The sequence below is a fragment of the Vibrio sp. 99K-1 genome (assembly GCF_013114585.1).
Classification (GTDB): domain Bacteria; phylum Pseudomonadota; class Gammaproteobacteria; order Enterobacterales; family Vibrionaceae; genus Vibrio; species Vibrio chagasii_B.
In genome coordinates this window covers 1-15430 of the sequence record NZ_VTXF01000023.1, presented here as the reverse complement: position 1 = coordinate 15430, position 15430 = coordinate 1, and the positions used below count along the sequence as shown (strand labels likewise).

General features: G+C 46.0%; 21 protein-coding genes. All 21 read left to right on the top strand.

Annotated features, from left to right (window positions below; all coding sequences use genetic code 11):
- Positions 1 to 7 precede the first annotated feature (7 nt).
- Positions 8 to 334 (top strand): hypothetical protein, encoded by a 327-nt coding sequence (locus F0228_RS17845; RefSeq protein ID WP_171762554.1) that lies wholly within the window; start codon positions 8 to 10, stop codon positions 332 to 334.
- Complete coding sequence (locus tag F0228_RS17840; protein WP_136984875.1) at positions 315 to 839, top strand: phage tail protein; 525 nt, start codon at positions 315 to 317, stop codon at positions 837 to 839. Before F0228_RS17845 ends, F0228_RS17840 begins: the two co-directional genes overlap by 20 nt.
- Positions 840 to 849: 10 nt before the next feature.
- A complete protein-coding gene (locus tag F0228_RS17835; protein WP_171762590.1) occupies positions 850 to 1326 on the top strand; it encodes a hypothetical protein in 477 nt (158 codons plus the stop codon).
- Entirely contained in the window at positions 1274 to 1867 is a 594-nt protein-coding gene (locus F0228_RS17830) for a phage baseplate assembly protein V (protein WP_171762589.1), read from the top strand. Before F0228_RS17835 ends, F0228_RS17830 begins: the two co-directional genes overlap by 53 nt.
- The gene (locus F0228_RS17825) at positions 1864 to 2196 is read left to right on the top strand and encodes a phage baseplate protein (RefSeq protein WP_048669334.1); all 333 of its coding nucleotides are present in this window, start codon (positions 1864 to 1866) and stop codon (positions 2194 to 2196) included. Before F0228_RS17830 ends, F0228_RS17825 begins: the two co-directional genes overlap by 4 nt.
- Complete coding sequence (locus F0228_RS17820; protein ID WP_171762553.1) at positions 2193 to 3173, top strand: baseplate J/gp47 family protein; 981 nt, start codon at positions 2193 to 2195, stop codon at positions 3171 to 3173. The genes F0228_RS17825 and F0228_RS17820 overlap by 4 nt, the downstream gene beginning before the upstream one ends.
- Positions 3157 to 3807 carry a phage tail protein I gene (locus F0228_RS17815; protein ID WP_171762552.1) on the top strand — a complete coding sequence of 217 codons (651 nt, stop codon included), beginning with the start codon at positions 3157 to 3159 and terminating at the stop codon, positions 3805 to 3807. Before F0228_RS17820 ends, F0228_RS17815 begins: the two co-directional genes overlap by 17 nt.
- Complete coding sequence (locus F0228_RS17810; protein WP_171762551.1) at positions 3804 to 4340, top strand: phage tail protein; 537 nt, start codon at positions 3804 to 3806, stop codon at positions 4338 to 4340. The genes F0228_RS17815 and F0228_RS17810 overlap by 4 nt, the downstream gene beginning before the upstream one ends.
- Complete coding sequence (locus tag F0228_RS17805; RefSeq protein WP_171762550.1) at positions 4340 to 5134, top strand: hypothetical protein; 795 nt, start codon at positions 4340 to 4342, stop codon at positions 5132 to 5134. The genes F0228_RS17810 and F0228_RS17805 overlap by 1 nt, the downstream gene beginning before the upstream one ends.
- Positions 5135 to 5141: 7 nt before the next feature.
- Positions 5142 to 5471 carry a tail fiber assembly protein gene (locus F0228_RS17800; protein ID WP_171762588.1) on the top strand — a complete coding sequence of 110 codons (330 nt, stop codon included), beginning with the start codon at positions 5142 to 5144 and terminating at the stop codon, positions 5469 to 5471.
- A gap of 85 nt (positions 5472 to 5556) precedes the next feature.
- Positions 5557 to 5754: a hypothetical protein gene (locus F0228_RS17795; RefSeq protein ID WP_171762549.1), complete on the top strand. Its 198-nt coding sequence runs from the start codon at positions 5557 to 5559 to the stop codon at positions 5752 to 5754.
- The gene (locus F0228_RS17790) at positions 5754 to 6923 is read left to right on the top strand and encodes a phage tail protein (protein WP_171762548.1); all 1170 of its coding nucleotides are present in this window, start codon (positions 5754 to 5756) and stop codon (positions 6921 to 6923) included. Before F0228_RS17795 ends, F0228_RS17790 begins: the two co-directional genes overlap by 1 nt.
- Entirely contained in the window at positions 6916 to 7404 is a 489-nt protein-coding gene (locus F0228_RS17785) for a phage major tail tube protein (protein ID WP_171762547.1), read from the top strand. Before F0228_RS17790 ends, F0228_RS17785 begins: the two co-directional genes overlap by 8 nt.
- 176 nt (positions 7405 to 7580) lie before the next feature.
- Entirely contained in the window at positions 7581 to 8144 is a 564-nt protein-coding gene (locus F0228_RS17780; protein ID WP_171762546.1) for a phage tail assembly protein, read from the top strand.
- A 112-nt stretch (positions 8145 to 8256) separates the two neighbouring features.
- The gene (locus F0228_RS17775; RefSeq protein ID WP_171762545.1) at positions 8257 to 10998 is read left to right on the top strand and encodes a phage tail tape measure protein; all 2742 of its coding nucleotides are present in this window, start codon (positions 8257 to 8259) and stop codon (positions 10996 to 10998) included.
- Between the two features lie 2 nt (positions 10999 to 11000).
- The gene (locus tag F0228_RS17770) at positions 11001 to 11369 is read left to right on the top strand and encodes a phage tail protein (protein ID WP_004733483.1); all 369 of its coding nucleotides are present in this window, start codon (positions 11001 to 11003) and stop codon (positions 11367 to 11369) included.
- On the top strand, positions 11366 to 11569 hold the full coding sequence (locus tag F0228_RS17765) for a hypothetical protein (protein ID WP_171762544.1): 204 nt from the start codon (positions 11366 to 11368) through the stop codon (positions 11567 to 11569). The genes F0228_RS17770 and F0228_RS17765 overlap by 4 nt, the downstream gene beginning before the upstream one ends.
- Complete coding sequence (locus F0228_RS17760; protein ID WP_171762543.1) at positions 11569 to 12543, top strand: contractile injection system protein, VgrG/Pvc8 family; 975 nt, start codon at positions 11569 to 11571, stop codon at positions 12541 to 12543. The genes F0228_RS17765 and F0228_RS17760 overlap by 1 nt, the downstream gene beginning before the upstream one ends.
- 1 nt (position 12544) lies before the next feature.
- On the top strand, positions 12545 to 13777 hold the full coding sequence (locus F0228_RS17755; RefSeq protein WP_171762542.1) for a site-specific integrase: 1233 nt from the start codon (positions 12545 to 12547) through the stop codon (positions 13775 to 13777).
- An 80-nt stretch (positions 13778 to 13857) separates the two neighbouring features.
- Positions 13858 to 14154 (top strand): MarR family transcriptional regulator, encoded by a 297-nt coding sequence (locus tag F0228_RS25845; RefSeq protein WP_253820307.1) that lies wholly within the window; start codon positions 13858 to 13860, stop codon positions 14152 to 14154.
- A 242-nt stretch (positions 14155 to 14396) separates the two neighbouring features.
- Positions 14397 to 15430: PIN-like domain-containing protein (locus tag F0228_RS17750; protein WP_171762541.1), on the top strand; the 1034-nt coding region annotated here is incomplete at its 3' end.

Below are 15430 nucleotides of genomic sequence, written 5' to 3'. Positions count from 1 at the left end.
ACTCGTGATGAGTGAGTTTGAATCGGCTCGGCGTCTTATTCTTCAATCTATCCAAAGCTGTTTTGGTCGTTCTCTTTTTGTGATGACACCACAAGGGAAGCAGATTGAAGTGATCGGATACATCCGAAGTCACGAGAAGGGCGTGAATCAAGTGCATTTACTGGCTACGGATTCTGAGCTCCCTGAAAGCTGTACTTTGCTTTATCGTGATAAACGGTACCGGTTAGTTTTTGATACAGCGGCTAAAAGCCCCAACGGCACTAGTCAGATTATGAGGGAATATGTCCTGGTATTAGATACCCAAGGTGCGCAGCATGAGTGGTCTGAATTTTAGTCGTTCCCAATTGCTTTTAGATACTGAGTTTATTCGTCGTTATGAAGCGTTTGAAGAAGAAATTCCGAAAGCAGTACTTCGAGCGGCTTCGCTCACCTCTCGATGGTTACGAGGAGTATCGATGGCAGAGCTTGGCTATGAGCTCAGTATTGATAACAAAGCGCTGCGTTCGCGATTTCGAGTGTACAAAAACGGTCGTGTGTCGAAGCTGTGGATTGGTGTGCGTGACATTGGTGTTCACCGATTGGGTAAGCCCGTTCAAAACCGCTTAGGTGTCCGAGTGGGTGAGCATTTTTTTGCTGGCGCGTTTATTTCTCCGATGGATAGCGATGAACTCTTGGTATGGCGAAGGCGCGGTAAGTCGAGATCTCCCATAGAAAGAGTCGAAATCGATATTGCGGATGATGTTGATTCGATTGTTGAGAACTACTTACCCGATATTAATCGTAAATTTGAGGCGTTTTTTCATCGTGAATTCAAACACGTTCTTTCGCTCGCCGCGTGAGTGGGTCTTATTGGTGCTCAATCACTTAGAGCAGCGGCTTACGCTTAAGGTCGATACTGTTTATCGACGCCAAGCGGTTGAGTTGGCCAACACCACCATCAGTTATCACATTGGCGAGGCCGAGCCGGTTAATGAATATGCCAACGACGGGCGTCATCTTCATGACATTGAATTAAGGTTCTTGGTTGAAGTACCTATATCCATGGATGGGTTTGATTTGGAAGCGTTGGACGCTTCAACGCGTGTAGAGCGAGAATTGCTGAATCAACAATTTGGTGCGTCGAGCGATTTAGACGGTGCGGTAGTGGTGTCTAATCTTCCTAGCAAATTTGATCCAAAAAATGGGGTGTTTGCACGAACCGTGACGATGAAGCAGCGTATTCGATTAGGCCCAGTAGAAGAGAGCTGGCATTACATTGATGGGGGCTCCCACCATGCTAACCAAGCTGATGAAACATGTGAGCGCATTAGAGAAGAAGGTTCTTGAATTACATGAAGAGTTAGAAGAGAACAATCGCGCTTCAGCCAATCTACTGCGCCTAGGTGTTGTTGTGAAAGCAGAGGCTAACACCGTCGATATTCAGACAGGGGATAATCTTGTAAAGAGGATCCCTTTTTTTGTGCTTGCGGCAGGAAGGGTCAGCCATTATCGGCGCCCTTCAGTTAACGAGCAGTGTTTGCTGATGAATTTGGGAAGCGGTGACAACTTAAACAATGCCGTGGCGTTAATGGGATTACCTTCTACTCACTTTCAAAGCCCAACAGTCAAAGAGAACGAGGTGATGACCGATTACGGTAACGGCATGTCAGAGCTTTATAACCTCGATAACGGCTCTCTTATTTGCCGGTATCCAGGCGGCATGAAGATCTATGGTGATACTTGGCAGGATGGGAATTATCAAGCTACGGGAGAGGTCGCCGATCATACTCGTTCGATGCAAGCTGACCGAGAGATTTATAACGAACACGATCATCCAGGCATACTTCCTGGTCCTGCGAAAACCAAGCCAACGGAGCAACAACAATGATTGGTATTGATCCCAAAACAGGACAAACCGTAACTGGTGCCAGTGCCTTGAGCTGTCGCTTTGCAAAGGTACTAACGACAGAAGTCAGTTCACGAGTAAAACGCCGAGGCGTTGGTAATCGAGCGGTTTCGCGTTTGGGAAAGCAGCAGACACCCACCGAAGCCATGATAGTTCAAAATCTAACGTTAGAGGCTTTATCCAATCCATTGAATGGGTTAACGGATTATCAAGGCATTCAGTGCCAAGCCATCCCACACTTGAATGGATTCAGAGTGAAAGTCTCGGGAACATGGCGCGGTGAACCTCTGCAATTGAGTGGGGCATTATGAGCAATAAACCTCAAGCTTTCAGGGAGCCTAACTTTGAATCTCTGCTGCATGAATACATCAATTTTGCGGTGGAATATTGCGCTCAGCGAGATGAAGATAAAGCGAAACAATTACGCGAGGCCTTTAATAATCAAGGTGAGCTGCTCGCTCAGGTGACACAAGCGTTTGTCTTAAAACGAACCGCTGAAATACGAGAGCAGAATCATCAAGCTTTGCAGATGTTTCGTAAGTACGTGACCGATACCGAAATGGTGGATCTGTTGGCGTTGCAATACAGTTTAAAGCGTCAGGTCATAGAAGCCGGTGATGATACTGTTTTTCCCGCAAAGCCTGCGGTCATGGAGTCTAATGAAAGTTTGCTTCAGCGTTTTGATTTGGCGCCTTTCCAGTTTCATACCACTGGCACTCGGCTTGGTTATCGTTTTCATGCCATGACTTTAGAAGAGCGGCCAACCATTACGGTGAACTCTGAAAAAGATGCTCTGGTGATGCGTTATGAGTTTCCTGAAACATCCTTACCTAACCCTATCAAAGATGCGCAAGCCAGGATGCTTGAACCTAATTCAGGCAAAGTTTGTGTGGCGTTATTAAGCCGCACATCACTCAATGGTGTTCCAAGTTCGGCCTTGCTTGAAAGAGCAAGACAATACTTAAACCGCGATGACATCGCGCAAGAGTCGGATGAGATCACGGTAAAAGCGGCAACGCCTAAACCTTATCAAATTGAAGTGACGCTTTTTACAGGAGCGGATCCCAACAATGAGGTCGACAAAGCGTCGGCGGTCGTTGTGGCTTGGCAGTTTGCCGAAAAAGCACAAAGGCTTGGCGGCATTATTGACCGGGAAGAAGTGGCCCATATTTTTTATGAGCTGGGTGCGAAACGGGCCAAGGTTCAAGCACCGGCGGTTGATGTGGTGTGCGCTTGGGATGAAGCGCCACATTGTACGGAGGTGATGGTGAATGTCCGATCTGAATAAGGCGTTTCTATCGGTCCAGCCCAATAATGCTTCTCTTATTGAAGAGGCTTTGGAGTTTGCTTGGACAGAACTTATTCAATCCACTTTTTGTCCGTATCCCAACCTTAAACAACCCTTATTGACGGATAAAACCTTTGTGGCTTTGCTTGCGGGTGAGCGAGGTGTAACGGATTGGCAGCCAAAAGACACGCTAGAAAGTCAACGTAAAACGGTGGATAAGGCGTTTGATATTCATCGAAAAGCAGGAACGCGATTTGGTTTGTCTATTGCATTGGATGCGATTGATTGTGATGTGGAAGTGACACCTTGGCATCAAATGCAACCAATACACGCGCCGTATCATATTGAATGTATCGCATGGCAACGAAACCAGCCGCTTGATAAGTCGGCGATAACCCGAGTCTTAAGTCGCATTGAGAGTACTAAGTCTGAGCGAGACACGGTTGATTTCATTATGGCGCTTGGTATTGATTCTGGGTTTGAATTTTCAGCCGTGAAGCAAAATAGCGTCATTGCGAAAGACGATCACTGCAGCGGTAACATTAAAGCCTCATCAGGCTTTGCTCCTCTGTATTGGTGCGCAGCCACACGCCTAATTTTTACAACTGATTTTGAATTTGGAGCAGTAGCATGAGTTATGTTGTGCAATACACCGATGCGGGGCTCGCTGAGCTTATTAGCGCTCGTCACCAAGGGCTAAAAGGAGCAATTAAATACATTGCCGTGGGTGATCGTAGTTATACACCGACGACAGATCAAAATGCGTTGAAAAACGAACTTCAACGCGAAGTCATTTTGGACTGGGAGGAGCTCAGCCCAACACAGTTGAGAATGGGCGCCGTCTTCAAAGGCAGTCAAGAATATGAAGTTCGTGAAGTGGGGTTCTTTTTAGAATCCGGTACTTTGTTGGCGGTGTATTCCGCCCCGAGGACATTACTGACATACAAATCGGCGAATTCGAGTTGGTTACAGAGGTTCACACTGGATGTGTCTCCACTGCCGAGCAGCAGCGTGACAATCGAGGTCGGGACCGAGAATGTCAATTTACTGATGTCTGAAGAGGTGTTGACTGCTGCTATCGCAACGATCTCTTTAGGAACAACACAAATTAAAATAGCTCATCAGCATTTGTTGCTTAGTGAGCGGCTAAGAACGGAGCTGGGTTAATGGGTATTGAACAAAAGATTACAGATTTACAGCGAATTTCTGCAGAGCAGACAGCAGCTTCACAAGCGTTGTCGCAAGAAGTTGCAGGGATAATGGGGGAGATTGATCAAAAAGTTATTGAAGCCAAAGATAGCTTTGATCGTTGGCGTGGTGAAGTTCAAGCAAAAGACATCAATGGCCAAAGTGACTATAAGTCGGTGATTGATTTAACGGGGTTGAGTACCGACTATTTTTATCCAGTCTGGTGGAGAATGCCAGGTAATGAAGAGGGAGGATCACGAATCACTATTTCAAGAGGGCATTCGGAAGACCGAGATCTGGCTCCTTTCGGGCAAAGGATTTTTATTGCAGGGTTAAATCTGCAAATAGAAGGCGTGGGATGTCAATTTCATGGGGATGCAAATTACCTGGCAATCAAACGACTTTCTCAAACTTACCGAAAAACTGTCCGAGCCGTTCAGTTTGGCATGAAATGTATTGCTCGCCCCGTTAGTAATACTAGGCCTTTATATGCAGGGTTTACCCCCGGGGATGTCGTATCCCATGGTCAACGAAGTGGGTGCTACCTAAGAGGCGGGCTGACTTATCACGTAAGAAAAAGTTTCAATAATCAGCTGTGGTATAGCCGAGAAGCTGAGGAGGTGTCAGCAGGAATATATGCGCCTGCAAATTTTGAAATTGAATGGAAAGTTAAGGCGTATCATATCGATGACCCATTTCTTGGCCCTGACTATGGAGAGCGTCGTCTAGCTTATGCGTTAGATTACGATAAACGTTATGCAAGAAAAGACTGAGGGCGACATGAGTTACTATATCAAAGAGTTGGCTTATTCTAATGGAGAGACACTTTACAATGTGCCGGCAGAACTTGGAATTTTGATTGACATGGGTTTTAGTGAAGCTCGAGCTTCTGAGATTTGCCTAGAGGCTGAACATGAGGCTCTATGGGAGCTGATTCGAGCAGAGCGTCATTCAAAGCTCACGGAGACGGATTTTACTCAAGTGGGTGATGCTCCAATTACAGAAGAAAAGAAGCTTGCGTTTGCAGCGTACCGTCAAGCGCTTCGCGATTTACCCCAAAACTTTTCCAATCCAAATGACGTCATTTGGCCAGAAAAGCCAACCCAATAAACCGCTTCTAATAAGGCGGTTTTTTTGTATCTAGACAAAGCCCTTTGCAGCAATGTGAAGGGCTTTTTTATTGGAGCGTTTCTTTGTGCAGAAATCAAAAGTAAAAACACTGGAATACCCGATCATCAAAGAGTTTCGATTGAATGGTCGTTGGGTGTCTCCAAATGAAAAAACTATTCATCTTTTGCCTCAACAAACGGCCTTCCTTATCCAAAATGGGAAATTAGGGCCAGCGATTGAAGTCAAGGTGTCGTCTAAATCCACGGAAAAAGAGGGCAAGTAATGCTCACGCCAATCCAAGATTTTGAACTCAATGGGGTAGAAGTTAACACCATTGAGCCTCAACCAAGCATGGGACCACTTGCATTGCAGGTGGTTCATTTAATTGGTACTGCGCCAAATAAGAATACGGGCTTGAGTTATAACGAGCCAACGCGTTTATGGAATTACAGTCATGCGATGTTATCGCTTGATAGCGTTGGGACCAGGCAAGGCACATTGCCTAATGTGGTTCGCTACTTACTTGAATACGTTAAGTGCATTGTGTACGTAACGATTGTAGAAGCCAATACGGACGCATCCGTGACTGAAGCAAATATCATCGGCGGGGTAAACAGTTCTACAGGAGCGATCACCGGCCTTGAAACCGTTAAGGCGTGCGCTGAAACGCCAACCATCATTGCGGCGCCAGGGTTTAACTCGAAAGCCGTGGGTCAAAAGCTTGCGCTTATTGGTCGCGATGTTCGCTGTCGTCCGGTTCTTGATGGTCCGAATACGAATGATATGGAAGCTGCAGAGTTTGCCGCTGAATTTGGCTCGGAAGGGACAGGACAAGATAAGCTGTCGATTATCGACCCATGGTTTTTGAAAACCTATGACGGTGTGCAATCTCTTATGCCTGCTTCTATTGCTTTGGTGGCAGCGATGGCCTCGGTTGAAGGTTGGGAGAGTCCGCAAAATCGAGGGGTACTTTGTGATGAAACTGCTCGTAATGTGTCCTACAAAATCAACGATAAAACCACTCAAGCCAATTTCCTGAATAAGCATGGTGTGGTGACGATTGCTCGCACACGAATGGGGGGAATGTCTATCATTGGTAACCGCTCTAATACCGGGCGCTTTCTCTCTCATGTCGGTTTGGAAGATTTGATGGCGCGTAAGCTGGAAGAAACCAGCCAACCGCTGATGGGTAAGCAGCTTACCGAAGAGTTCATGGATCAAGCAGTTGACCGTCTAATGAACTGGGGCCAAAACTTGGTGGCTCAGGGCGTTCTCCCAGTATTCGAAGCATTCCTGCACCCAAGCAAAAACAACTTAGAGAATTATACCTCTGGACGTTGGTACTTGTGTGTTAACTATGGTCGCTATGCTCCGAATGAGCACATGGTCTATGAAATGAGTGTAGACAACGGGCTTATCGAAGCGTGGCTAGAGGAGGTCGTCAATGGCTGATCGTATTCGCATGCGACTCTCGGCGCAGATTGAATCTGTGCCGCTGATGAACGAAATCGTGGAGTTCACTCCGGTTGATATTAAAACCAAGACGGTGTCCAACGAGGGCTCGTTTGTCGAGTCTGAAGATGTCGTGGGCTTTGAGCCGCTTAAGTGGACGCTTAAAGTACGTGGTGATCACCAAAAAATCCAAAACGCACTTGGCCGCTTCTTTATGGATAACGCTCAAATTAACGTGACGGAAAAAGGCAAAGGCACCGATCAGGCTAAGTACCAAGAGGTTTACTCGATGTACGGGCCAATCACCAACATCAAAAAAGATGCAGTGAAGATGGGCGAAAAGCCAACCGTAACCATTGAAGGTACCTGTAAAGCATACAAACTCACCGATACGGGTACTGTCATTCACGACATTAATGTCGATACGGGCAAGACCGTCGTTGGCGGTGTGGATTTGATGGGGACAGCGGGTATTAGTTAGGAGAGGTGTTGATACACCTCGACCAGTGGCAGGGGGAATGGTTAAGGACTCAGCAAGCGAAAGAGATCGTTGGAGAAGTGAGCGATATGCAGATCTGCACATCGCCTTCTCACTAACCTTACCCAATAAAAACCTAAGCCACCCAAATTGGGTGGCTTTTTTTATGGAAAAAATTCATGAAAAATCAAAGCAAACTGACTTTTTTCTCGCGTGAAAGCGTGACCCTTAAAACGATCCCTGTTGCGCAGTTCCGTAAGCTGCCACACATCGAAGCCGAACAAGAACTCACGGCTAAACAGCTCTTCGAACAACGTAAAGCCGTGATTATGGCGTGCAGTGATGTGACCAAAGAAGAGTTCGAAACCTTAGCGGTGCCCGACTTCAATCAGCTCTATGACGACATCTGTGATTTGATTCTAAAACCATCAGATGAACTGCGGGGTGAACAGCTTAATGGTAAGTCGGTAGAGTTTGCCTTGCTGCATCCTTTCGAAAATGAAGTAGGTGACAAGATTAATAAGGTGAAGTTTGCCATTCCTAAAGTCGCGCACTCTGAAGCGTTGGCGGATATCACCGAAGAGCGAGCGCGTGAAGATTTCATGTTTGAGGTGATCACGGGCTTGCAAAGGTCCGATCTTGATTTTCTCTCAATCAATGATTATCTGGCGCTAAAACCGCAGGTGGGCGCTTTTTTTCAACAATCGGCGGCGTACTTTCGCCCGATGACGTTGAGAGCCTAATCGACCTCGTTCCAATGCACCGAAATACATCTGAATCTGAACTAAGGCGATGGCCACAAGATGTCGCGGTGCGTCGTTATGAGCTTATTCTCGCCAAGCTTGGGGTGAAATAATGTCCGAGAAAATTAACCTCGTTCTTAATACCACCGTCAATGGTCTCGAGGACATTGTTTCAACGACCACAGCCACAGAGCGGTTAACCGCGGCACTTGAAAGCCAGCGTGGAGAGGTGATCTCACTTAATGGCAAGCTCAAGCAATTAAATGGTTTTGAGTCTGCCAGCAAGCGAGCAGCTAAGTTAGCCGGTCAGCTTGATGATGCTAAAGCAAAGGTGACTCGCCTTAGTCAAGAACTGGAAGACAACAAACAGCGAACTTCGGGTCTTCGGGTTGAATACAGTAAGACACAAGCGGAGATAAAAGACCTCAACTCTCAACTGAAAAAGGCCTCGGGCGAAGGGGCCATTGATTTAAAGAATCGGTTATACGAAGCGCAAAAACGGCTAGATTCGTTTAACGATGAGATTCACCAGGGCAAGGTGAAAACCAATGAGTTGAATGCGGCCTATAAAGCGGCAGGTAAACGGGTTACCCAGCTAACCGATAGCCAAAACAAGCAGCGCGATAAACTCAGAGGGCTGGGCGCCGCGTTAAAAGAGTCTGGGATCAATACTGGCCGTATGAGTGATGAGCAAAGAAAGCTCGAAGCTCAGGCAGAAAAGGCCACAGCGGCTATCGCCAAACAAAACCGTCACTTGAAAGAGATGAAATCAATTCAATCACGAATTGATACTCGCGATGCAAAATTGAGTGAGATTGGCGGTCAAGCGACGTCGCTTGCCATGGCTGCTGCACCAATAGCGGCGACGGTGTGGTCGGCAGTAAAGAACGAAAGTTCGTTTGCTGATGTGAAAAAGGTGGTCGATATGACCCCTGAAGAAGCAGATGCCATGCGTAATTGGTCGCTAAGAACCTCCACTGAAACACCGATGAGTGCCAATGACATCAACGCTATGTTGGCAGCTGGTGGGCAAAGCGGCATCAAAGACAAAGCCGAGTTAAAACAGTTCGTGCTCGATTCTGCACAAATGGGTGTCGCTTTCGATATGGAAGCTGGCCAAGCGGGTGAAACCCTCGCGGTATTTAAAGCAGCATTAGGGTTAGATCAAAATGGTGCGATGGGCCTTGCTGGCCTTGCCAACCATTTATCGAACAACTCGAATGCGAAAGCTAACGACATTGCAGGCGTAATGGCTAGGCAAGGCGCGTCTGCCAAAATGGCGGGGTTCTCCGCTAATGAAGCCGCGGCGCTTTCGGCGTCGATGTTGTCTGCAGGTATGGGGGAAGAACGCTCTGCAACCGCACTTAAGAATATTTCAGGTCGCCTCACTCTTGGCGGCGTAGCAACCAAAGCGCAGCAAACCGCGTTATCAACCATAGGTTTCGATTCAGTAGAACTCGCCACATCAATGCAAAACGATGCTTCGGGGACGTTATTGCAAGTGCTTGAAGCCATAAGAGATGCGCCATTAGAAGAGCAAAGTGCATTAATCACTCAAATCTTTGGTGAGGAAGCGAAAGGGGCTGTGGCTTCACTGGCGGGTAACACGGATCTATTTCGTAAAACGCTCAGGTTAGCTAAGCAAGGGCAAGACGTTCATATTCAGTCATTACAAGACGAATATGAGGCACGAATAAACACCAGTGAAAACGGCATTTCTCAGTTCATCAACAAGGTGAACCGTTTAAGCGTGATCGTTGGTACCGCTCTTTTACCTGCGCTCAATTGGGTACTTGAGCCATTAGGTGATGGCATCAATCTATTGGCGGATTTTGCCGAAGCTAACCAGGGCGTTACGGCTGCGGTTGGAATTGGTGTTGCTGGCTTATTGGCGTTCAAAGGCGCGATGTTAGCAGGTAAAGCCGCCTCCCTTATCTTTGGTAATACCCTCGATAAAGGGCGCTTGTTTCGAAAGGGTTTAAACCGTGAAACCCAACAAAGTGGCCGAGCAGCGGCTTTTGCAACGAAACAACTTAGCCGGCTAAACCGAGCCATGATGAGTATGGGCTCTGGTCGTGGCGGTAGAGGAAGTGGCGGTGGTTTGGGTGCCAGTGGTAGTCGGTCAAAAAGCCGAATGCCTCCACGTAAGTTACGTTCACGAAACCCGCTTGCTCGAGCTTACAACATGGCGAGCACAATGATGACGGCCAACCGTGGCGCTTTGCCATTATCGTTAGGCGGTGGCGCATTAGCGATGATGCCAAGCGTTGCGATGGCGCAAGATGGCATCGCGCTCGCCGGTGATGTGGCTCAAGGTGCGGGTAAAGCAGGCTTAGGCAAATTACTTAGGCCGCTTGATATGGCGATTAGTGCCGGCAACATTGCAACGGCGGTGACCGAAGGCGATACCAAAACTGCATTGGCCGAAGGTGGTGGGTTACTTGGCAGCATGGGCGGTGCCAGTCTTGGAGCGACTATCGGAACCATGATTTTTCCAGGTGTCGGTACCGTGATAGGTGGTTTAGCCGGTTCGCTATTAGGCGATCTTGGTGGTGAGTTTTTAGGGGGATGGTTTGGCGATAAGCTGGATTCGCCCGACGACAAGCTCATGGCCTCGGAAGCCGTGTCTGAAAAGTTAGTTGAGAAAGAAAAAACCGAATCTCTCATTCGACAAACACCCAATGTCACCTTTAAAACCGACGTCGCTATTCAAACCGTACCAGGCATGGATGAACAGAAAATTGCGGCTCAGGTTACCGCTCAAATTGACCAACAAATGAAGTCTCAATATGAATCTTTAACGGGGCTTACCATCGACGATTCCATTAGCGTATCTGCTATTGATAGAGGTTAACCATGCATCATTTAGTGATCGGAGAGTTCGTGTTTTCGGTTGGAGATAAAACACCCATAACGAAGTTTGATAGAACCACGGCGGGCGCTTACTCAGAAGTCGGCCTCATTGATAATGCGCGTTCAGAGCGAACGGGCAGACCTCTTGAAACGATAGACATCACAGCAAAATGGCTTCAATACAGCGCTGCTAAATCAGTGGATGCGATTCGTGCCTTGATTGATGAGCCTCAACAAGTGAGTGATGGTCAAGGTTTTAACCTTGGCCGTTGGACGATTAAGCAGATTAAAGAGGGGCGCAGTGAGCTTATCCACGATGGTCGAGCCATGGTGACTGATATGTCTTTGCAGCTACTGGAGTCTCGTGGATGAAAATATTTGCTCGTAAAGGGGAATTAATCACCGATTTACTTTTTAAACAAACAGGCCAAGACAGTGATCAGTTAGAGATCGAGTTTTATCGCCTCAATCCGCATGTCCGTGGTGATGTCTTTACTGCGGATACCCATGTCTATATTCCTGAAATATCCACTGTGAAACCCACTCAATCTGTTACGAGGTCTTGGGATTAATGTTCAAACTAGTAGGTAAAAATAGCGAACTGTTATTGGCTCGTCTTAAATCCTGGCGCCTATCTGATGGTAACGGGATTGAGGGGGATAGCCTTTCTTTAACGATCAATTCTGATGATATTGACGGCATTCCCCCGAAAGGAGAGAAGTACTCTGTGTATTTGGGGGAAGTGCTACGTGATGAATTTCAAATATCGAAACGTTCAATCAGTTTACATCCGCGTGAAGTCGTCTTAGTGCTATCGGTCGCCCCATTCAGTATTAAAGATGAAACCGGTTATCGAGAGCGTAAGTCGATGAGCTGGGACAACACAACACTTGCTCAAATCGTGGCGGATAATGTTGCCCCTCATGGCTTTCAAGCTTTTGTTCATCCGAGATTACAAAAAATTGAAATCGAGCATATTGATCGTACTGATGAAAGTACACCGTCATTCCTTTATCGACTGGCCAAACAATATGATGCCGTCGCCAAGCCTATCGATGGCCGTTTCATATTTGCTCCCAAGGGAGAAGCAAGAAGCGCAAGTGGCAAAGATATTGAAACCGTTACCTTGTCACAACCTAGTGGTAATAACCCGCAGTTGCCTAATTTCACTAATGTGAGTATCGACCTCGATGGCCGAACGGATGTCACAGGCGTGAAAGCATTTTATCTTTCGACTGAGAATGGCACTCGGCAAGAAATTAGAAAAGGGAAGGCACCGTTTAGATCGATTGGTAAAGACAGAAACAGTCAGCAAGAAGCGGAGCAGGCATGCGCTAGTGAACTAAGAAAAATGCAGCGAGAGGGACGAAAGCTCAGTATCGAAGCACCGCCAAATCCTACTGTATTTGCTGAAGGGCTATTGGTTCTGGATAGCTCCTTCCCTGGTGTATTCCAAGGAACGTGCTCAATAGATAGCGTCTCGATTTCGGGTCAAGGCCTGCAGCCAAGACGAATGAGCATTAAAGCCACCTTAACGGGAGAATAGGATGATTACGTTGAATTCTGGTGTTCATCATGTTGCGACCGTTCGCTGTAAGATTTCTGATGCGCAGATTAAGAGGCATGCAAAACTGCCCCATGTGAAGCAGCTGAAAGACGAACGGTACTCAGTGTACCTGCGCTACAAGAAAAACAGACAACAAGGATCTTGGGTGTTTTATGAATACAAAGGTGGCAATCAGACCGCTCATGTTTTTGGGAAATACCCTAACTTGAGCGCAAAACACATCCCAGACGTTATCGAGCATATAGTAAAAGAGCTCTCCACTGGCACCAGATCTCGCTCTAATGAATTTATGACCGTCGATGAGTTGCTGGTTTGGTATTTAGATATGGAGACGCGAAACGGACATTTATCCAAAGACCGGCTGAGTTCGCTTAAAGCCATGATTGACTCACACCTGGTTTCCCGTCTTCACGGTGTTGAGATTGCTGGGCTTTCACATCGTGAAATTGAAAAACAGTTGATGAAGCCTCTACGCGAAGGGCTGTACTCAATTAGTTATATTCGCTCTATATTTCAGGCGTTAAAAGTCGCATTCAACCAGGCGAAAAAGATGAACAAAATCGGCCATAACCCGCTCAATGACATGATGTTTACTGACTTTGTGAAGGCCAAAATCAAACCAAAGGGATGTAATTTGCTCGTTGGGCATATACCGGGCTTACTTGAGCAGTTTGGTCAAGCCGTGCCGTTGACTCGGATGTTGTGTTTGATGATGGTTAGCCACGGTACCCGCATTGGTGAAACGCGCAAAGCGAAGTGGTGCAACATTTGTTTTGTCACCAAGCGTTGGAAGATCCCGATACGTGATACGAAGACAAGAAAAGAGATCTTATATCCACTCACCGATGAATGGGTCAGTCTGCTGCAGGCCTATAAAGCCTGGCAATTGGCGAATCATTACAAAGGGAACAATCTATTTCCTTCTTCCAAGCGAGATCAACGCCCAGTATCAAGCGCTGATGCCAGTCAGATGATTAGAGCTATAGCGAATGGCAAATGGACCGCTCATGACTTAAGAAAGTTAGCGCGTACTGTGTGGGCTGATATCGGGATTGATTACCTGGTTGCAGAAACGCTATTGAATCATGCAAAGGGAAAACTGGAGCAAGCGTACATTCACACTCACATCGAGCTGCAGAAGTCAGAAGCCCTTAAAACGTATCATTCTTGGCTAAAAAATTGCTGGCGAGACTGTTTTATTGCTGATTTTTAAAAAACGTTCACATTGAAAATGATCTGTTAGATCAACAAGTAAAAACCATCTAGATCATAATTGCAGAGGACAGTATTAGTATGGGTAATTTTGAGCAAAAAGGTGATTTGAGTCACGTTTTAGTGGCGACTGCGCGACTTGCTCCGCACCAGGTGAAATGGGTGAGGTTGAGTAAGACACAATTGAGAGTATTGGATTCGATAAAACAGCATGAAGAAGTGACAGCGCAACTTATTGCTAAGCGATGTGATTTGTCACCAAGTTGGGCAAGTTCTCTTTTGAGAAGTTTATATCTGAGATGCTACCTAACAAGAGTAAATGTTGGGTTAGATTTTGGTGGAGTTGAGTTTCGGTATCGTAGTTTGGTTTCTCGCTGAACCGTATCAAACGAGCGTTTGATTGTGCTGTCGCTGTTATGAGAGCTCACGGGTGATTTTAAATTATTTATATAAATTAATTAGATAGGTTCTTCTGGAGCCTATAAATGTTCAAACGAGTCCACACCCCGCGAAATAAAAATTTTTCGGGCCTTATGGTCACCACCACCATTGAAAAAAATTCCGATGTCCTTATAGTGTCTTGTATAAACGTGATGCGTAACGCTATGGAGAACGTGATAATGAAAGATATGTTTCGAAGCTTTAAAAAGCCAACAGAAGAAGAGCTTAAAGAGCTGTGGGAAAATGCAGTATTTGTGTTTGATACTAACGTGTTGCATAGCGTTTACCGCTATCAGTCCGAAACATGCGAAGAAGTGTTGAGGTTGATGGAACAACTTCAAGACCGAATTTGGATTCCATACCATGTTGCTTTAGAATTTCATCGAAATCGGCTTAGCGTTATTGCTAGCCAGCATAAGAAGTTTGCTGAGACGAGAAAAGCAATAAAAAAATCGGTTGAAACTTTGGGCAACGACTTAGATGCTCTTCAATTAAAAAAACGCCATAGTCATATTGATCCAGCTCCGCTGCTGGAAGGAATTAGTAAATTAACAGATGACTATCTTTTAAAGCTTATATCGCAAGAGACTTCATGCTTGAAGGTTGAATCAGAAGACCACCTTCTTGGTCGTATTGAAAGTATCCTTAATGGTCGCGTTGGTGGTAAGCCTGAAGATAGCGTAATCAAAAATATAATGAATTTAGGCAAAGAACGCTACAAAACGCTCACTCCTCCTGGCTATAAAGATGTAGGAAAGGAAAAGGAACCGGATAATAAATATATTTACGATGGGATAAATTATGAACGCCAATTTGGTGATCTTATTGTTTGGCAACAAATCATACAATATGCAAAAGAAGAAGGTAAGAAATACCTTATTTTTGTAACTGATGATAGCAAAGAAGATTGGTGGCAAAAAACGCAAGGCAAGACCACCGGGTTTCGTAACGAGTTGATCGATGAAATTTATAGTGAAACAGGACTACATTTATTTAATGCTTATTCTTTAGGGGGATTTTTAGCTAGCGCTCAGAAATATCTGAAAGAAGATGTATCTGAGAAAACGATTGGCGAGGTTAATGAATCATCTAAAACTATGAATATTGATGATGCTGTGGCGAAATTGGGGCACCATCCATATTCATCAGCTCTAGAGGATGCTGTGGCGAAATTGGGGCACCATCCATATTCATCAGCTCTAGAGGATGCTGT